Origin of the sequence: Mameliella sp. AT18 (genome assembly GCF_028807275.1) — a bacterium.
GTDB lineage: Bacteria > Pseudomonadota > Alphaproteobacteria > Rhodobacterales > Rhodobacteraceae > Antarctobacter > Antarctobacter albus.
Genome location: NZ_JARAMO010000310.1, coordinates 18,896 through 35,183, shown reverse-complemented (window position 1 = coordinate 35,183; position 16,288 = coordinate 18,896). Strand labels below are relative to the sequence as shown.

21 protein-coding genes are annotated in these 16,288 nt (G+C 64.7%); 6 read left to right on the top strand and 15 right to left on the bottom strand.

What is annotated here, in order from left to right:
- Positions 1-53: 53 nt before the first annotated feature.
- The gene (locus PVW46_RS26070) at positions 54-902 is read right to left on the bottom strand and encodes an urea carboxylase-associated family protein (protein ID WP_069209353.1); all 849 of its coding nucleotides are present in this window, start codon (positions 900-902) and stop codon (positions 54-56) included.
- Between the two features lie 57 nt (positions 903-959).
- A complete protein-coding gene (locus PVW46_RS26065; protein ID WP_069209181.1) occupies positions 960-1,163 on the bottom strand; it encodes a hypothetical protein in 204 nt (67 codons plus the stop codon).
- 326 nt (positions 1,164-1,489) lie between these two features.
- Here PVW46_RS26065 and PVW46_RS26060 point away from each other — a divergent pair, with 326 nt between their 5' ends.
- Positions 1,490-2,653, top strand: a complete 1,164-nt coding sequence (locus PVW46_RS26060) for a type III PLP-dependent enzyme (RefSeq protein ID WP_069209354.1) — start codon at positions 1,490-1,492, stop codon at positions 2,651-2,653.
- 159 nt (positions 2,654-2,812) lie between these two features.
- On the opposite strand, the gene PVW46_RS26055 is transcribed toward PVW46_RS26060, so the two are convergent.
- The 12 genes from PVW46_RS26055 to PVW46_RS26000 all read right to left on the bottom strand — a co-directional run bounded on the left by PVW46_RS26055 (position 2,813) and on the right by PVW46_RS26000 (position 10,630).
- Positions 2,813-2,962, bottom strand: a complete 150-nt coding sequence (locus PVW46_RS26055; RefSeq protein ID WP_165775092.1) for a hypothetical protein — start codon at positions 2,960-2,962, stop codon at positions 2,813-2,815.
- 183 nt (positions 2,963-3,145) lie between these two features.
- The gene (locus PVW46_RS26050) at positions 3,146-3,925 is read right to left on the bottom strand and encodes a succinate dehydrogenase iron-sulfur subunit (RefSeq protein ID WP_043136370.1); all 780 of its coding nucleotides are present in this window, start codon (positions 3,923-3,925) and stop codon (positions 3,146-3,148) included.
- Positions 3,926-3,935: 10 nt separating this feature from the next.
- Positions 3,936-4,262: a hypothetical protein gene (locus PVW46_RS26045; RefSeq protein ID WP_223306132.1), complete on the bottom strand. Its 327-nt coding sequence runs from the start codon at positions 4,260-4,262 to the stop codon at positions 3,936-3,938.
- Positions 4,250-4,555, bottom strand: coding sequence for a hypothetical protein (locus tag PVW46_RS26040; RefSeq protein ID WP_069209182.1), 306 nt, complete (start codon positions 4,553-4,555; stop codon positions 4,250-4,252). The genes PVW46_RS26045 and PVW46_RS26040 overlap by 13 nt, the downstream gene beginning before the upstream one ends.
- Positions 4,555-6,357, bottom strand: coding sequence for a succinate dehydrogenase flavoprotein subunit (gene sdhA, locus PVW46_RS26035; protein WP_069209183.1), 1,803 nt, complete (start codon positions 6,355-6,357; stop codon positions 4,555-4,557). The genes PVW46_RS26040 and sdhA overlap by 1 nt, the downstream gene beginning before the upstream one ends.
- A 79-nt stretch (positions 6,358-6,436) precedes the next feature.
- Positions 6,437-6,808 (bottom strand): succinate dehydrogenase, hydrophobic membrane anchor protein, encoded by a 372-nt coding sequence (sdhD, locus tag PVW46_RS26030; protein WP_043136364.1) that lies wholly within the window; start codon positions 6,806-6,808, stop codon positions 6,437-6,439.
- Positions 6,809-6,820: 12 nt separating this feature from the next.
- Positions 6,821-7,204, bottom strand: coding sequence for a succinate dehydrogenase, cytochrome b556 subunit (gene sdhC / locus PVW46_RS26025; RefSeq protein WP_043136362.1), 384 nt, complete (start codon positions 7,202-7,204; stop codon positions 6,821-6,823).
- Between the two features lie 415 nt (positions 7,205-7,619).
- A complete protein-coding gene (locus PVW46_RS26020) occupies positions 7,620-7,823 on the bottom strand; it encodes a hypothetical protein (protein ID WP_069209184.1) in 204 nt (67 codons plus the stop codon).
- 136 nt (positions 7,824-7,959) lie between these two features.
- Positions 7,960-8,988: a MaoC family dehydratase gene (locus PVW46_RS26015; protein WP_069209185.1), complete on the bottom strand. Its 1,029-nt coding sequence runs from the start codon at positions 8,986-8,988 to the stop codon at positions 7,960-7,962.
- 3 nt (positions 8,989-8,991) lie between these two features.
- Positions 8,992-9,195, bottom strand: a complete 204-nt coding sequence (locus PVW46_RS26010; RefSeq protein ID WP_043136354.1) for a DUF1737 domain-containing protein — start codon at positions 9,193-9,195, stop codon at positions 8,992-8,994.
- 4 nt (positions 9,196-9,199) lie between these two features.
- Complete coding sequence (locus PVW46_RS26005; protein ID WP_069209186.1) at positions 9,200-9,745, bottom strand: NnrU family protein; 546 nt, start codon at positions 9,743-9,745, stop codon at positions 9,200-9,202.
- Positions 9,746-9,781: 36 nt separating this feature from the next.
- Positions 9,782-10,630 carry an HpcH/HpaI aldolase/citrate lyase family protein gene (locus PVW46_RS26000; RefSeq protein WP_069209187.1) on the bottom strand — a complete coding sequence of 283 codons (849 nt, stop codon included), beginning with the start codon at positions 10,628-10,630 and terminating at the stop codon, positions 9,782-9,784.
- A gap of 346 nt (positions 10,631-10,976) precedes the next feature.
- Between PVW46_RS26000 and PVW46_RS25995 the strand changes: the two genes are divergently transcribed.
- Entirely contained in the window at positions 10,977-11,270 is a 294-nt protein-coding gene (locus PVW46_RS25995; RefSeq protein WP_088669745.1) for a hypothetical protein, read from the top strand.
- A 48-nt stretch (positions 11,271-11,318) separates the two neighbouring features.
- Here the strand turns inward: PVW46_RS25995 and PVW46_RS25990 are convergent, their stop codons facing one another.
- Positions 11,319-12,074, bottom strand: a complete 756-nt coding sequence (locus PVW46_RS25990) for a sulfite exporter TauE/SafE family protein (protein WP_069209189.1) — start codon at positions 12,072-12,074, stop codon at positions 11,319-11,321.
- 159 nt (positions 12,075-12,233) lie between these two features.
- Between PVW46_RS25990 and mdh the strand changes: the two genes are divergently transcribed.
- The 4 genes from mdh (at position 12,234) to PVW46_RS25970 (ending at position 16,245) form a co-directional block, all read left to right on the top strand.
- The gene (gene mdh, locus PVW46_RS25985; protein ID WP_043136345.1) at positions 12,234-13,196 is read left to right on the top strand and encodes a malate dehydrogenase; all 963 of its coding nucleotides are present in this window, start codon (positions 12,234-12,236) and stop codon (positions 13,194-13,196) included.
- 278 nt (positions 13,197-13,474) lie between these two features.
- Positions 13,475-14,668, top strand: a complete 1,194-nt coding sequence (sucC, locus tag PVW46_RS25980; protein ID WP_069209191.1) for an ADP-forming succinate--CoA ligase subunit beta — start codon at positions 13,475-13,477, stop codon at positions 14,666-14,668.
- A gap of 10 nt (positions 14,669-14,678) precedes the next feature.
- Positions 14,679-15,194, top strand: a complete 516-nt coding sequence (locus PVW46_RS25975; protein WP_043136342.1) for a hypothetical protein — start codon at positions 14,679-14,681, stop codon at positions 15,192-15,194.
- A gap of 172 nt (positions 15,195-15,366) precedes the next feature.
- Entirely contained in the window at positions 15,367-16,245 is an 879-nt protein-coding gene (locus PVW46_RS25970) for a hypothetical protein (protein WP_274578230.1), read from the top strand.
- Positions 16,246-16,288 lie beyond the last annotated feature (43 nt).

Genomic DNA, 16,288 nt, shown 5'->3' with positions numbered 1-16,288 from the left:
CCAGCCCCTCGCGCTCCCCGAGGTATTTTCAGCCCAAAGAAACAGGCAGCCGGTCAGTCCGTGCCATGTGTGCGGTTATAGCCGTTGACCTGCGGGCTCTGCCAATCGCCCAATGCACCCGCCGCAGGCGTCAGAACCTCGACCTTGAGCGGGTAACAGGCGGCTGCATCGGAGCTGTGCTCTGACGAGCAGTCCCCGCCCGGGCAGGCGCTGAGCGCGCCCAGGAGGTCGATCTCGGCGAAGAAGGTCAGATGATCGCCGGGGCGGACCGGGCTGGCCTTCATGAAATATTGCCCGGTGTCGCGGGTGAACCCGGTGCACATGAAGACGTTGAGAACGTCGTGGACGTGGCGCTCTGCCTCGTGCAGCGGCAGATCCCGGGCCTCGGCCAGCGCGCGGGTCAGGTTGGAGTGGCAACAGTGGTGGTACTGTGTGCCCGACAACAGGTTGCCGGTGTAGGGATCGCAGCGGGTGCCGATCACGTCATGGACCGAGCCGCCGAATGCGTCGATGCCGTACCAGTCAAGGCTGTCCTCGACCACAGTGGCAAGCGGGCGCAGCGTGGGAAAGCTGGACCAGAGCCGGTCGCCGGTGGTGACATGGGTGCCGTGCAGGGCGCGGGTCTTGCCGGAGTAGAAACGCTCGGTCAGGTCATGGGCGTTCCAGAGGTTCAGGTCCCCGACCTGGGGCCCATCGACCGAACTGATTCGGAAGAAATGCCCGGCAGGAACGGAAAAGCTGCAGGCGTCGCGGGGCGGGGCCAGGGTGGTGTCCGTGACCTCCGCGCCGGACAGTGCGGCGCGGTAGAGCGGAAGGTCAGGCTGCGGCAGGGTTTCCGTGGGATAGCAGATCACCGGGGGGATGGCACGGCGGGCCTGGGCATCGGCGGGGGGCTGGGTCATCATGTGGCTCCTTTCGGGGCGGAGTGAAGACGCGGGAAGCCGGATTGGCAAGCGCGTTCAGCCCCGGGGCGGCGCCCGATCCCTGTGGCAGTCTTTCGGCGGCACACCGCGCAGGCCCTGTACCTGCGCCCCGCAATGGATGCAGCTCCATGTGCTGCTCGCGGCGCCGCGCCGTTCGCGCCAGCGGCAATACCGCGTGGCGCGGTTGGAAAAGACCGCGATCAGGACAAAGGCGATGATGAGGCCGATGACGACGAACATGGCCTCCGTGTAACCCCAAGACGGGTGGGCGAAAAGCCCGCCCCTGCCAAGCCGTCTGCCGACGTCGACGCCCCGCCGGAAAGGTCCGAAAAATGCAACGCGCGGCCCGCTGTCTCCCCGACCGGAAAAAATGAGTCCGAGCCGAATTTATGTCTTGATCGACTCGAGCCCCTGCCCCATATGCGCGGCCATAGACGCCAACGCACGCACCTCTGTCGAGGTGGGCAACAGCACCCACGCGGTTACGTAGCGACGGTAACGTCTCCCTTGGAACTGAGCGGTCTGCGCCGGGAAACCGGAATGGCCGGGTCTGATTGGAGATGACCATGAACGCTTTTGCCGCCGGGCTGTCCGCCCGCGATACCCTGTCCCGTGCCGAGCGCCACATCCTCGCACATCGTTTCAACCGTCCGACGCTGGTCCTGGACACCGAAGTGGTCGCCCGTCAGTACGCAGCCCTGGCACAGGGCCTGGGCCGCGCGCGCATCCACTACGCCGTCAAGGCAAACCCGGCGCCGGAAATCCTGTCGACGCTCGTGGCCGCCGGATCGCGTTTCGACGCGGCCAGCCGCCCCGAGATCGAGATGTGCCTTGCCGCCGGTGCAGAGCCGCATGAGATCAGCTTTGGCAACACCGTGAAGCGCCCGGCGGATATCGCCTGGGCCTTTGAGGCCGGTGTCGATCTCTTTGCCGCGGATGCCGAGGAAGAGCTGGTTAAGATCGCGCGCAACGCCCCCGGCGCGCAGGTCTACATCCGCCTTCTCGTCATGGCGACCGAAGCCGACTGGCCGCTTTCGCGGAAGTTCGGCTGCGCCCCGGAAATGGCGCTGGACCTGATGGGCCGCGCGGTCATGCTTGGCCTGCGTCCGGTGGGCCTGTCCTTCCACGTCGGGTCGCAGACCCGACGGGCCGCGATGTGGGCGCCTGTCCTCGACGAAGTCGCAAAGGTCTGGCACGCGGCGCAGGAGGCCGGTTTCGAACTGGACCTGCTGAACATCGGCGGCGGTTTCCCGGCCTATTACGGCCAGTCGGTGCAGGGTCCCGAGGCCTACGCGGGTGAGGTCATGAGCTTGGTGCGCGCGCGTTTCGGCGACGTGGCGCGGATCATGGCGGAGCCAGGGCGCGGGTTGGTGGCGGAATGCGGCGCGATTGCCGCCGAGGTGCTGCTGGTGTCGCGCAAGACCGAGAACGACCTGCACCGCTGGGTCTACCTGGACATCGGCAAGTTCTCGGGCCTGGCCGAGACGATGGACGAGGCGATCCGCTACCAGTTCGTGACCGACAAGGATTTCGAGCCGATGGGTTCCTGCATCCTGGCGGGTCCGAGCTGCGACAGCGCGGACGTTCTTTATGAAAAGCAACCGGTGCAACTGCCCGTCGGCCTGGCGGCAGGCGACCGGATCGTGATCCGCAATTGCGGCGCCTATACCTCGACCTATGCGTCGATCGGGTTCAACGGGTTCCCGCCGCTGGACGTGGTGGTGATCTGACACGGCGGGGCACCCCCGCCAAAGGTAGGCACTGACGCGCCCGGTCGAAAGGCCGGGCGTTATTCGTGGCTGAACCGCATCCTAAAACGCGAAACGCCCGGCCTGACGGTCGGGCGTTTGGTCATCCGGGTGATGGGGAGGATCCCCGGTCACGCGGGGTCAGGCGGCCAGCGGCAGGTCCTCGTAGACCGGAGCCTTGCTCTCGACACGTTTTTCGGGCGTGAAGTAAGCCCAGGCCTGGTCGAGGGCTTCGAGGGCTTCGAGGGCTTCGAGGGCACGTTGGGCGCTGGTTTTCTGCTGCTCTTGCATCGGGGTTGCCTTTCGGGTTCGACAAATCCCCTCCCTGCCCCGCTACATAGTCGCGGATGCCGACGATGACCTCAGCCAAGGTCGCAAGGTTGGATTGCGCCCGCTGCAAGGGAAGTTGCGTCAAGCAAGGAAAAACCCCGGCTGCATGGGCAACCGGGGCAAACTCTTGCGATGGGTGGTGGATCAGACCGCGCGATCGACCATCATCTTCTTGATCTCGGCAATCGCCAGCGCCGGGTTCAACCCCTTGGGGCAGGTCTTGGCGCAGTTCATGATCGTGTGGCAGCGGTACAGCTTGAAGGGGTCTTCGAGCTGGTCCAGGCGCTCGCCGGTGGCCTCGTCGCGGCTGTCAATGATCCAGCGGTAAGCGTGCAGCAGGGCCGCCGGTCCGAGGTAGCGGTCGCCGTTCCACCAGTACGACGGGCAGGAGGTCGAGCAGGACGCGCACATCACGCATTCATACAGCCCGTCGAGCTTCTTGCGGTCCTCGATGGACTGCTTCCACTCTTTCGCCGGGCGATTGGTCTTGGTTTCCAGCCAGGGCATGATCGAGGCATGCTGTGCGTAGAAATGGGTCAGGTCGGGGATCAGGTCCTTGACCACGGGCATGTGCGGCAGCGGGTAGATCTTCACGTCACCCGAAATCTCATCCAGGCCGTAGATGCAGGCCAGGGTGTTGATCCCGTCGATGTTCATCGCGCAGGACCCGCAGATCCCCTCGCGGCAGGAGCGCCGGAAGGTCAGCGTCGGATCGACCTCGTTCTTGATCTTGATCAGCGCGTCCAGGACCATCGGGCCGCAGGCGTCCATGTCGAGGAAATAGGTATCGACCTGCGGGTTCTTTCCGTCATCGGGGTTCCAGCGGTAGATCTGGAACTTGCGGACGTTCTTGGCGCCCTCGGGCTTGGGCCAGGTCTTGCCGGTCTTGATCTGCGAGTTCTTGGGGAGCGTGAATTGGACCATCTCTCTCTCCTTAGCGAAGCAGGGCTGGCAGGCCGTTCACGGCCAGGCAGCGGAGGGTTTCGGGTTTGGACGCGATGTCCTGTGCGATCTGGACGGTGCTTTCGGTCGGGCCGATCACCGCGTCCGCCGCCAGCGCGCGGATCTGCTGCGCGTTGGCGTTGTCGATGAGGCAGTCCAGCGTGGGTTCCAGCGGCACGCCGGGGAAGGTATCGGCCACCACCGGCGTCAGGGCCGAGCGCGCGGCGCTGCGCGCGATCTCGTCCTGGGCCTGCGGCGAGCAGGCGGCCAGCATCCCGGCCAGGGCCAGGGCGGCGATGTGCCCGCTCAGTCGATACAATAGAGCGTGCCCCGGTACATGGTCGGCGCCCCCGGGTAACATCCCACGGGCGCAACCGGCGCCAGCGTGCCGATCCCCGGCAACTGGGCCTGTTGATGGCTGGGCCGATAGGCGGTCATGCAGGCATCCAGCGCCATGTCATAGCGCGTGTTGTAGCCGTAATGACCGCCCTGCGCGGCGATGCGTTCCGCCTCGGGCTTGCAAAGCCTGTAGGCCTCTGCCTGGTTGGCCGCAGCGGCCGATCCCAGGGCAAGGCCCGCGATGAAGGGGAGAATTGGCAGCACTCCCCGCATCAGAACGTCCTTGCCTTGGGCGCGATCTTTTTCAGGCTGATGCCGCCTTCGTCCTCGGTGGTCAGCGGATCGACGATGACCGGGCGATAGCTGAGGTCCACCTTGTTGCCTTCGACGCGGGCAACGCTGTGGACGCGCCAGTTTTCGTCGTCACGCTCGGAGAAGTCCTCGTGCGCATGGGCGCCGCGGCTTTCCTTGCGGGCCTCTGCGCCGACGATGGTGGCCAACGCGTTGGGCATCAGGTTGGTCAGCTCAAGCGTCTCCATCAGGTCCGAGTTCCAGACCAGGCTGCGATCGGTAACCTTGAGGTCGTCCATCTTGGCAGCGATTGCTGTCATTGCCTCGACACCTTCGGCCATCGTCTTGGCGGTCCGGAAGACGGCGGCGTCACGCTGCATCGTCTTCTGCATCTCCAGCCGCAGCTCGGCGGTGGGCACCGTGCCGCTGGCGTTGCGGATGCCGTCGAACCGGTCGAAGGCCTTGTCGATCTCGGAGACCGGCGCTGCGGGCACGGCGGTTTCGGGGTTCACGACCTTGCCGGCACGGATCGCGGCGGCGCGGCCAAACACCACGAGGTCGATGAGCGAGTTGGAGCCGAGACGGTTGGCCCCGTGCACCGAGGCACAGCCCGCCTCGCCCACGGCCATGAGGCCCGGCACGACGGCGGTCGGATCATCGGCACTCGGGTTCAGCACCTCGCCCCAGTAGTTCGTCGGGATGCCGCCCATGTTGTAGTGCACGGTGGGCAGGACCGGGATCGGTTCCTTGGTCACATCGACACCGGCAAAGATCTTGGCGGATTCGGAGATCCCCGGCAGGCGCTCTGCCAGCGCCTCGGCGGGCAGGTGGCTGAGGTTGAGGTGGATGTGATCGCCTTCGGCACCCACACCCCGGCCTTCACGGATTTCCATCGTCATCGAGCGGCTGACATAGTCGCGCGGTGCGAGGTCCTTGTAGGTCGGCGCGTAGCGTTCCATGAACCGCTCGCCCTCGGAGTTGGTGAGGTAGCCGCCCTCGCCCCGTGCGCCCTCGGTGATGAGGCAGCCCGAGCCGTAGATGCCGGTCGGGTGGAACTGGACGAACTCCATGTCCTGGAGCGGCAGACCCGCGCGGGCCACCATGCCGCCGCCGTCACCGGTGCAGGTATGGGCCGAGGTGGCCGAGAAGTAGGCACGGCCGTAACCGCCGGTGGCCAGCACGACCATCTTGGCGTTGAAGACGTGGAAGGTGCCATCGTCGAGCTTCCAGCAGAGGACGCCCTTGCACTCGCCGTTTTCCATCAGCAGGTCGATGGCGAAATACTCGATGTAGAACTCGGCGTTGTTCTTCAGCGACTGGCCATAGAGCGTGTGCAGGATGGCGTGGCCGGTGCGGTCCGCGGCGGCGCAGGTGCGTTGCACCGGCGGGCCTTCACCAAATTCGGTGGTGTGGCCACCAAAGGGACGCTGGTAGATCTTGCCTTCCTCGGTGCGGGAGAACGGCACACCGTAGTGTTCCAGCTCGTAGACCGCCTTGGGCGCCTCGCGGGCGAGGTATTCCATCGCGTCCGTGTCGCCCAGCCAGTCCGACCCCTTGACGGTGTCGTACATGTGCCACTGCCAGTTGTCCGGGCCCATGTTCGACAGCGAGGCGGCGATGCCGCCCTGGGCTGCGACGGTGTGCGAGCGGGTCGGGAAAACCTTGGTCACGCAGGCCGTGCGCAGGCCCTGTTCGGCCATGCCGAGCGTGGCGCGCAGACCCGCGCCGCCAGCCCCGACAACCACGACGTCATAATCATGCGTCTCGTATTCGTATGCTGCCATTGGTGTTTACCTGTTCATCTGTGCGGGGGACGGCGATCCGTGCAAGCGCCGTCTCTGGCGATTGGGGGCTGCCGGCGCCTCAGAGCGCGAGGCGCGCGATGGCAAAGAGGCCGACGGCGGCGGCGCCGTAGCTGAGGCAGGTCATGACGAGGATCAGGATCTTTTCCATCGCGCCATGAACGTAGTCCTCGATCAGCACCTGCACACCCATGTTGAAGTGGTGAAAGCCCACCAGGATGGTCAGTGCCGCGATGATCGCCGGGAAGGGACGCGCGAAATAGGCGGTCACCTCTTCGTAGGTGCCCCCAAGCGCGCCGCCGAAGGTAAAGACGAAGAGCGGCACCAGGATAAGCAGTGCGACAGAGCTTTTCTTCATCGCCCAGTGATGCGCTGTGCCGGACTTGGCAGCGCCCCAGCCAACGGCGCGCTTGCGGTCGGTCAGAAATGCCATTTCGGGGCCTCCTCAGACGACGATGATGGTGAAAAGGGTCAGGACGACAGAGCCGATGATGACGGCCCAGCCCAGCATCTCTGCCTGGTCCATCTGCAGCATCTTGGCCTCGTCCCAGATCAGGTGACGCACGCCGGCCAGCGTGTGATACCAGATGGCCCAGACAGAGCCGAGCATGACGAGGTCGCCGAACCAGGAGGTCAGGACCGCGTTGGCGGTGGCAAAGTAGGCTTCGGAAGTGGCGGCGGCCAGGAACCACCAGACCACCAGCAGCGCGCCAAGCAACAGGGCATTGCCGGTGATGCGCGTGAGGATCGAACTGATCGATGTCAGCTGGGGGCGGTAGACCTGCAGGTGCGGTGAGAGCGGGCGATTGCCCCGGTTCACGTCGGCCATGAATGATGTCCTTTCGGTTCCGTCGCTCTCTGTTTAATGCTTTCAAAGGCCGTGTCACGAGGCCCTGTATGGGATTTCTGCGGTTTTTTGGCGCAATCGGGCGGATTTGCGCAGTTTGTGATCACGCAATCGCGGGCTGTGATCACATATTTGCGCTAACGTGACACGCCTTCCCCTGCCGATTGTTTGGTCGGCTCCCGAAAGAGTTTTTGACGGATTCGGTCGGGATAGTCGGCGCAGACAATGGCGATGACGACAAGGTGCCCGCCAACACGCGAACAAACTGACCGCCAGTCAAAGACCGCGCACCGGGGAAGAGGGCCCGCCCCGTGTTCGACATGAGAAAGCGGACTGCATCGGCGCGCAAGGCAGGACGGGATGAAGACCCGTCTTGCCCTTGTACGGCCAGTGCAGGTTACTCGGGGAAGCCCAGCCGGTCCAAAGCCAGCCGCGCCTGGCGGCGCAGGCCGGGATCTTCCGAGGCAAGTTCTCCGTGGATGGTGCGGACCAGCGCCGACAAGCTGCGGCGCCCGATCAGATCATGCACCACCGCCGGGATGTCCTGACGCGGAATCTCGAGCAGATCATGCGAGGCTTCGGGCAGTTTGAATGACGACATGGACAGGCTCTCCGGATCGGGCGGCACAGCAGCCGCAATGTCGCAAAGCTTTATTCCAGGTGTCACATTTCCTTCCATTGGCCTTTGGTCTGTATGGTCTTTCCCCCCGCCACCGGCGTGACCGGGGGAAGCAGACTCAGACCGGCATCAGCGCCCAGTAATCGAGGTCAAGCAGCACGTCGGGCAGGTATTTGCCATCTGGCCCCTTGAGCTCGAACGGGGCGCCGCCCTTGGTCGCCACCAGCCGCAGCCGGATTGCGCCGACACCGGGGGCAGAGGTCTCTGCCTTGTCCAGCACCTCGGACCAGGCCTTGACGGTATTGCCCGCGAGGCAGGGGTTGGCGTGGGCGCCACCATTCAGACCGACGATGACCTGCGCATTGGCCAGCCCGTTGAACGACAGCGCGCGCGCCATCGAGATGACGTGCCCGCCGTAGATCAGCCGCTGGTCGGGCCGTGCGGTGACGTCGAAGTGCACCTTGGAGGTGTTCTGCCACAGGCGCGTGGCCATCATGTGTTCGGCTTCTTCGATGGTGACACCGTCGACGTGGTCGATGGTCTCGCCGATCTCGTAGTCGGACAGCCGGTGCTTTTCACCCGCAAGGGTGAAGTCGTAGCTGGTGAAATCCAGACCTTCAGGGATCACCAGATCCTCTGGTGCGAGGCTGTTCTTGAGGTCGGGGATCACCGCCTCGGGCGCGGGCGCGTCGAGGTTGCGTTTGCGCAGCATGACCCAGCGGGCATATTCCATGACCGTTTCGCCGCGCTGGTTCAGCCCGCGCGAGCGGACGTAGACCACACCGGTGCGCCCGTTCGAGTTCTGCTTGAGGCCGATCACCTCGGACTGCGACCGGATGGTGTCACCCGGCCAGACCGGCTTCAGCCAGCGGCCCTCGGCATAGCCGAGGTTCGCCACGGCGTTCAGCGACACATCCGGGACCGTCTTGCCGAAGACGATGTGGAAAGCGGCCAGATCGTCGATCGGCGCCGCCGGCAGACCGCACGACCGCGCGAATTCATCCGAGGAATAGAGCGCGTGGCGCATCGGGTAGAGCGCGTGATACAGCGCCCGCTCTCCCCCGGACACGGTGCGCGGCACGGCGTGATCGATGACCTCGCCCACGGTGTAGTCTTCGAAGAAGCGGCCCGGATTGGTCTTGGCCATGTGTCAGTGATCTCCCAGCTTGGTGTCAGGGGTATAGGTGCCGTCGACCTCCTTCACGACCGCCTGACCGCAGCGCATGACGCCGTTGGCGGCGTCAAAGGCATAGGTGGGCGCCCCGTGAAGTTCCCAGCCCTTGTTCAGGGCGGCGGTGACCTTGTGGCAAAAGGCCGAGGTGTCGTCCTCGGAGAGAAAGCGATAAAGTTTCATGAGCTTATCCGAAGGGGTTGTAGCCAAGCCACTTGTGGACGTAGCCGATCACCACCAGGAGGACGATCGAGGCGACAAGGAAGATCACGTCTTTCTTGATCGGTCCCGGCTTGGACGGCGCCCAGTTCGGCACGGCGCGGTTGATGACGATCATCTCGACGATGGCCCAGACGGCCAAGCCGCCGAAAAGGACAAGGCTGGGCACGTCGCCGTTCACCAGGATGTGTGCAACGGCCCAGAGGAAAAAGCCCGTCAGCATCGGGTGACGCATCCCGGCCAGCAGCTTCCCCTTTTTCGGCGCCGGGCTCATCATGAAGATGGCGACGAGGATCAGCAGGTTGTTGATGCCCACGGTCGCCGGGTGACGGCCCCAAAAGAAGGCACCATCGGCCATTCGATAGCCGAAGATCATCAGGACAACGCTGACAAGCAGTGCCAGCGCGACAAGGCCCTTGCCCTTTTCGCCCATCGGGTCGCGGAGGCCGGGGGCAATCCGCTTGAAGAGATGCGCCGCCCACCAGAGCGCGACACCGAGAATCAATAGAAGCATGGCTGGTCTCCCTAGCTGTTCGCCGGGACCCTGCTGTTAATCGGCCAGGGCCGCAATGGCCTCGGCCTTGGCGAGGGTCTTGCGGGCGGTCTCGACATGCAGGTTCTCGACGATCTTGCCATCCACCACGGCAACGCCCTGCCCTGCCTTCTCGGCCTCCTCAAAGGCGTCGATCTGGCGGCGGGCCAGGTCGATTTCCTCTGTGCCGGGGGCAAAGGCAGCATTGGCGATGTCGACCTGGGCGGGGTGGATCAGCGTCTTGCCGTCCATGCCCATGTCGCGACCCTGGGCGCATTCCTCCTGCAGCCCCGCGTCATCCTTGAAGGCATTGTAGACGCCATCGACGATGACCTTGCCATGCGCCTTGGCGGCCAGAACGCAAAGGCCAAGCCCGGTCAGCATCGGCAGACGGTCCGCGCGGTAGCGCGAGTTCAACTCCTTGGCGAGATCGTTGGTGCCCATGACCATGCCCTGCAGGCGGGGATGGGCGGCAATCTCGTTCGCGGCCAGCATGCCGGCGGGCGTTTCCATCATCGCCCAGAGCGGCTTGTCCGTCAGCTCTGCCAGGGCGTCCAGCTGGGCAGTGGATTCGACCTTGGGCAAGAGGATGGCGTCGCAGTCCATCGCCGCGGCAGCCTTGGCGTCGGCCTTGCCCCATTCCGTGTCGAACCCGTTGATGCGCACGATGCGGGTACGGTTGCCGTAGGGGCGGGTCAGCGCCTCGGCCAGGATCGCGCGGGCAGCAGGTTTCTCGGCCGGCGCGACAGCATCTTCGAGGTCGAAGATGATGGCGTCGATGGGCATGGCGCGGGCCTTTTCCAGCGCCCGCTCCTTGGAGCCGGGGATGTACAGAACGGAGCGGTAAGGGCGTGCGCGCAGGTCCATCTGAGTCTCCTCGAGAAATAATGTTGCGCGGTAATGCGCATTTTTGGAGGGATTATTCAAGGCCGAAGTCGCCGCATTGCAGCAATTCGGTATATTTTGGTGCACAATGGCGCCGAAAGCGGGGCGGAATCGACGCAACGCACGCTGCGTTAACCTGATTGTAGCGGGTCCGGGTGGACGATCATCCCCATGCCGTCAAAGCGGCAAGGCGCGCCGGGCCACAGGGACGGCACGCCGGGATCGAGGGGACCTACCCTGTGCCGGGCGCGCGGCAAAGCCGCGTCATCATCCGCCCGGCGCGCAGCCGAAAGGTGACACTATGACTGAGAAATACATCAAGCTCGCGATGCTCTCGGCAGGTCTTGTGCTGGGCGCGGCCTCTTACGTCGAGGCGCAGGACCTCCGCCATTGCGCTCCGCGCGACCAGGTGATCGACCGCCTGGCCACGAAATACGGCGAAACCCGGCAGAGCATGGGTCTGGGCGCCAACAACGCGGTGATGGAGGTCTTTGCCTCGATCGAGTCCGGCTCCTGGACGATCACGGTGACGATGGCCAACGGCATCACCTGCCTCGTGGCCAGCGGGCAATCTTTCGAGGAACTGGCCGAGGCGCTGCCGCCCAAGGGCGACGATGCGTGACGCCACGGGGAACCGGGGGCCAGCGGGGCGTTCCGGTTCCATGACCGTTCAGGTCAGCGCATCGAAGACCAGCTTTGCCCCGGTCAGGGTCAGCGCGACGTAAGCGATGCCGAAGAACAGGCGTTCGGGCACCATGTGATGCGCCTTGACCCCCAGCCATGTGCCAAGCAGCGCAAAGGGGACCAAGACCAAATCCAGTTTCAGCGTTTCCCAGGTGAAGATGCCCATGCCGGCATAGATGCCGGATTTCGACAGGTTCACCGCCCAGAAGATCAGGACAGTCGTGGATTGAAAGGCCGTCTTGCCCAGTTTCTGCCCCAATAGGTAGACCGAGGCCGCAGGCCCGCCCGCGTGGCTGACGAAACTGGTGAAACCAAGCACGACACCCGAGACCAGGCCCACGCCCGGGCCGAATTTTGTGCCTCCCAGCCGGATCAGTCCCGTGGCCTGCGCCATCTGCCAGGCCACGAACAACAAGGCCACCAGCCCGATCAGCAGGCGGATCGCGTCAGGGTCGGTCCAGGCATAGAAGAGCGCGCCAAGGATGGTGCCGGGGATCGACCCGATCAGCAGCACCCGCGCCGCCGCCCAGTCCCACTTGCGCCAATAGGCCGGCAGGCTGGCCACGTCGATCAGCATCAGCAGCGGCAACATCAGCCCCAGCGCGATGCCCGGGTCCAGCACAATCGCCAGAATCGAGGCGCTGGCAAAGGCCACGCCAGAGCCGAAACCGCCCTTGGAAATGCCCGCGAAGATCACCGCCGGGATCGCCACCGCGAAGACGGACGGCGTGAAGTGTTCCATGCTTGCCTCCGCGAAATTTTCCCCGGTGACAGGTTCTTATCGTGCCTTTAGCGCTATCTACAAGGGCTCCGGACCAAGCGCCGCAGCGCAGCACCCTTGCGAAGCGGCGCGTCTGCGCGTACGCAAAGCGCCAAATTCACGCAAGGCGGAGATGAATTCATGGCCAGACCCAAGATTGCCCTGATCGGCGCGGGACAGATCGGTGGCACGCTTGCCCACCTCGCAGCAATGAAGGAACTGGGCGACGTCGTCCTGTTCGACATCGCCGAGGGCACGCCCGAGGGCAAGGCGCTCGATATCGCCGAGTCCGGCCCCTCGGAAGGCTTCGACGCCGCGCTGAAAGGCACGCAGGACTACGCCGACATCGCCGGCGCTGACGTCTGCATCGTGACCGCCGGTGTGCCGCGCAAGCCCGGCATGAGCCGCGACGACCTGCTGGGCATCAACCTCAAGGTCATGAAGTCGGTCGGCGAAGGCATCGCCGAACACGCACCCAACGCCTTTGTGATCTGCATCACCAACCCGCTGGACGCGATGGTCTGGGCTCTGCAGCAGTTCTCGGGCCTGCCCGCGAACAAGGTCTGCGGCATGGCAGGCGTGCTGGATTCGGCCCGCTTCCGCCACTTCCTGAGCCTGGAATTCGGCGTCTCGATGAAGGACGTCACCGCCTTCGTTCTGGGTGGCCACGGCGACACGATGGTGCCCTCGGTCCGCTACTCGACCGTTGCCGGCATCCCCCTGCCCGACCTGATCGACATGGGCTGGACCACCAAGGACAAGCTGGACGCCATCGTGCAGCGCACCCGTGACGGCGGTGCCGAGATCGTTGGCCTGCTGAAGACCGGCTCGGCCTTCTACGCGCCGGCCACTTCGGCCATCGAAATGGCCGAAGCCTATCTCAAGGACCAGAAGCGCGTCCTGCCCTGCGCGGCATACTGCGATGGCGATTTCGGCCTGAACGGCATGTATGTCGGAGTGCCCACCGTGATCGGTGCCGGCGGCATCGAGAAAATCGTCAACATCAAGCTGACCAAGGAAGAGCAGGAAATGTTCGACACCTCGGTCAAGGCAGTCCAGGGCCTGGTCGAGGCCTGCAAGGGCATCGACAGCTCGCTGGCATAAGCCAGGTCCGAACAGAAAAACGAAACGCCCGGGCCAAGCGCCCGGGCGTTTTGCTTTTGCGGACGGCCCCCTGGACGGTCGCCCGGGGCTGGTAGCGCTCGCTGCGAATCACCTTTCCCATAAGGGCTTGCGAATATGTGATCACAGCTTTCGGGGCTGTGATCACAAATGTCGGAAAACCGGCCCAATCTCGCCGATGCGGCAAAATATCGGTTCTAACCGACCCCGTAGACTGCCTAGGTAGGGAAAATCCGCAGCAACACGGGGACAGACGACCCATGAACATCCACGAATACCAGGCCAAGGCCCTCCTGCGCAGCTACGGGGCGCCTGTCTCGGACGGCCGCGTTGTCCTGAAAGCCGAAGAAGCCAAGACCGCCGCCGGCGCGCTGGACGGTCCGCTCTGGGTCGTCAAGGCACAGATCCACGCAGGCGGCCGCGGCAAGGGCTCCTTCAAGGAGGCCGACGCCGGCGAGAAGGGCGGCGTCCGCCTGGCCAAATCCGTGGAAGAGGCCGAGATGGAGGCCAAGCGCATGCTGGGCCGCACCCTGGTGACCAAGCAGACCGGCGACGCCGGCAAGCAGGTCAACCGTATCTACATCGAGGACGGCTCGGGCATCGAGACCGAGATGTACCTGGCCCTGCTCGTCGACCGCCAGACCAGCCGCGTCTCCTTCGTTGCCTCGACCGAGGGTGGCATGGACATCGAGGAAGTGGCCGAGAGCACCCCGGAAAAGATCCTGTCCTTCTCCGTCGACCCGGCCACCGGCTACCAGGCCTTCCACGGCCGCCGCATCGCCTTCAACCTGGGCCTGACCGGCAAGCAGGTAAAGCAGTGCGTCGCGCTCATGGGCACGCTCTACAAGCTGTTCATCGAGAAGGACATGGAGATGCTGGAGATCAACCCGCTGATCGTGACCGACGCGGGTGATCTGAAATGCCTCGACGCCAAGATGGGTTTTGACGGCAACGCGGTCTACCGCCACGCCGACATCGCCGAACTGCGCGACACCACCGAGGAGGATCCCAAGGAACTGGAAGCCTCCAAGTACGACCTGAACTACATCGCGCTGGACGGCGAGATCGGCTGCATGGTCAACGGCGCGGGCCTTGCGATGGCCACGATGGACATCATCAAGCTGTATGGCGCGGAACCGGCCAACTTCCTCGACGTCGGTGGCGGCGCCACCAAAGAGAAGGTGACCGAGGCGTTCAAGATCATCACCAGCGACCCGAACGTGAAGGGCATCCTGGTCAACATCTTCGGCGGCATCATGCGCTGTGACGTGATCGCGGAGGGCGTGATCGCCGCGGTGAAGGAAGTGGGCCTGCAAGTCCCGCTGGTCGTGCGCCTGGAAGGCACCAACGTCGAGAAGGGCAAGGAGATCATCTCGAACTCCGGCCTCGACGTGATCGCCGCGGATGACCTCAAGGACGGCGCCGAGAAGATCGTGAAAGCGGTCAAGGGCTGATCCTCCGGTCATGGAAACGAAGATCATCAAGACCTCCGGTATCGGCATTCATGTGCTGTTGTTCGGCCTTGTTCTCTTGGCTATCGGCTTGGGCCTTGCCCTGAACATCCTGAGCCTGCGCGGCAGAAGCGACCGGGAGGCCCTGCAGATCGTGGGGCTGGTCTTCATGGTTGTCGGCGCGGTTCCGTTCCTGATGGGGCTGCGCCTGCTCCTGGCCGGGCCGAAAGGCCTGCACCTGACGCCCACCGGCTTTCGGGACGCCCGGATGTTTCGCAACGAGATCCCCTGGTCCGCCCTGCAGTCCGTCACCATCGGGAAGTCCAACAACGGACGATGGGATGCCGTCCTGCTGCAGGTCTCTCCGGACGCCTACAAGGCAGCCGGGGTGCGGTTCTTCAGCAAGATGGTGACGTCCCGACCGGACGCCGGCATCGGCTACACCAGGAACATGTTGAGCACGTCCCTGGACGACTTCGGCAACGAGGTGCTCGACTACGCGAACAAGGCCCGGCAACGGGCCGCGTGACACTGGCTGCGGGCGGACCACCCGCCCGCAGCCCCCGAACACACGGCAGGATGCCAGGATGCCCTGCCGAACCTGAGCAAGGAGACCGCCGCAATGGTCGTCCTCTGGAACGTCAACAGCGCAACCCGGGCATGGGGGATGTCCCCCGGTCCCAATTCGTAGATCCGTCCCCATGTCCCGCCCCGACGCCATCCTTCATATCGGCTTCAACAAATGCGGCTCGACCGCCCTGCAGCAATGGCTGGGCGACCAGGCCTCTGCATTGGCCGACCAGGGTATCTGGTATCGCCGGATGGACCCGCGTGACGACGTCGTCTGCACCAATCCGCAGTTGCAGGTCCTGGCCTGCACGCTGGCCGGTGAGGACGTGCCCGCGCGTCCGATGAATGCCGTTCTGGGCATCACGGATCGCACCAGCCAGGACCGCGTGGCAGAGGACTTTCGCCGCGACTTCGAGGCAAGGGTGGCCAAGGGCGGTTTCGACACCTGGGTCGGATCGAGCGAGGCGCTGGTGGGGCGGAACATGACCCCCGCCGCAACGCAGGCCTTGGCCGACTGGCTGTCATCGCTGTTCGGCCGCGTCCGCTATGTCGCCTATATCCGCCGCCCCGAACCCTGGCTGGTGAGCCTTTATGGCCATCACAAGCGCAGAAGCGGCCAGGACGAGTCGCTGGCGGAATTCGCCAAGCGCGTCGGTCAGGCCCCCTTCGCCCGGCTCTTGGGCATGTGGCAACAGGCCGTGGGCCCCGAGGCACTGGACGTGCGGTTGTTTCGCGAAGACTGGCTGCGCGGCAGTGGCCTGGTCGAGGACTTCGCGAGCGTCCTGGGCCTGCCGAGCGGCGTGGTGGAAACGCGCGCCAAGCGGCTCAACACCTCGTTCCGGGACGGGCTGCGCGGGCTGATGCCGATGGCCCGCGCCCCGAAACGGCCCAGCCTTTCCGCCGAGACCCGCAGCGCCATTGCCAACCGCAATGCCGAGACAATGGCCTGGATCGAGGGTCACTGCTTTGCCGACCGGCGCGCCGAGTTCCGGACCTGGACCGCAGAATAGACCCGATAACAGACACGACACAGAACAAGAGCCTGCCAGCAAG

What these genes read in the sequence shown, in the direction of transcription:
- PVW46_RS26070 (WP_069209353.1), bottom strand. Translation starts at nt 902, where the DNA reads ATGACCCAGCCCCCCGCCGATGCCCAGGCCCGCCGTGCCATCCCCCCG.
- PVW46_RS26065 (WP_069209181.1), bottom strand. Translation starts at nt 1,163, where the DNA reads ATGTTCGTCGTCATCGGCCTCATCATCGCCTTTGTCCTGATCGCGGTC.
- PVW46_RS26060 (WP_069209354.1), top strand. Translation starts at nt 1,490, where the DNA reads ATGAACGCTTTTGCCGCCGGGCTGTCCGCCCGCGATACCCTGTCCCGT.
- PVW46_RS26055 (WP_165775092.1), bottom strand. Translation starts at nt 2,962, where the DNA reads ATGCAAGAGCAGCAGAAAACCAGCGCCCAACGTGCCCTCGAAGCCCTC.
- PVW46_RS26050 (WP_043136370.1), bottom strand. Translation starts at nt 3,925, where the DNA reads ATGGTCCAATTCACGCTCCCCAAGAACTCGCAGATCAAGACCGGCAAG.
- PVW46_RS26040 (WP_069209182.1), bottom strand. Translation starts at nt 4,555, where the DNA reads ATGCGGGGAGTGCTGCCAATTCTCCCCTTCATCGCGGGCCTTGCCCTG.
- sdhA (WP_069209183.1), bottom strand. Translation starts at nt 6,357, where the DNA reads ATGGCAGCATACGAATACGAGACGCATGATTATGACGTCGTGGTTGTC.
- sdhD (WP_043136364.1), bottom strand. Translation starts at nt 6,808, where the DNA reads ATGGCATTTCTGACCGACCGCAAGCGCGCCGTTGGCTGGGGCGCTGCC.
- sdhC (WP_043136362.1), bottom strand. Translation starts at nt 7,204, where the DNA reads ATGGCCGACGTGAACCGGGGCAATCGCCCGCTCTCACCGCACCTGCAG.
- PVW46_RS26020 (WP_069209184.1), bottom strand. Translation starts at nt 7,823, where the DNA reads ATGTCGTCATTCAAACTGCCCGAAGCCTCGCATGATCTGCTCGAGATT.
- PVW46_RS26015 (WP_069209185.1), bottom strand. Translation starts at nt 8,988, where the DNA reads ATGGCCAAGACCAATCCGGGCCGCTTCTTCGAAGACTACACCGTGGGC.
- PVW46_RS26010 (WP_043136354.1), bottom strand. Translation starts at nt 9,195, where the DNA reads ATGAAACTTTATCGCTTTCTCTCCGAGGACGACACCTCGGCCTTTTGC.
- PVW46_RS26005 (WP_069209186.1), bottom strand. Translation starts at nt 9,745, where the DNA reads ATGCTTCTATTGATTCTCGGTGTCGCGCTCTGGTGGGCGGCGCATCTC.
- PVW46_RS26000 (WP_069209187.1), bottom strand. Translation starts at nt 10,630, where the DNA reads ATGGACCTGCGCGCACGCCCTTACCGCTCCGTTCTGTACATCCCCGGC.
- PVW46_RS25995 (WP_088669745.1), top strand. Translation starts at nt 10,977, where the DNA reads ATGCTCTCGGCAGGTCTTGTGCTGGGCGCGGCCTCTTACGTCGAGGCG.
- PVW46_RS25990 (WP_069209189.1), bottom strand. Translation starts at nt 12,074, where the DNA reads ATGGAACACTTCACGCCGTCCGTCTTCGCGGTGGCGATCCCGGCGGTG.
- mdh (WP_043136345.1), top strand. Translation starts at nt 12,234, where the DNA reads ATGGCCAGACCCAAGATTGCCCTGATCGGCGCGGGACAGATCGGTGGC.
- sucC (WP_069209191.1), top strand. Translation starts at nt 13,475, where the DNA reads ATGAACATCCACGAATACCAGGCCAAGGCCCTCCTGCGCAGCTACGGG.
- PVW46_RS25975 (WP_043136342.1), top strand. Translation starts at nt 14,679, where the DNA reads ATGGAAACGAAGATCATCAAGACCTCCGGTATCGGCATTCATGTGCTG.
- PVW46_RS25970 (WP_274578230.1), top strand. Translation starts at nt 15,367, where the DNA reads ATGTCCCGCCCCGACGCCATCCTTCATATCGGCTTCAACAAATGCGGC.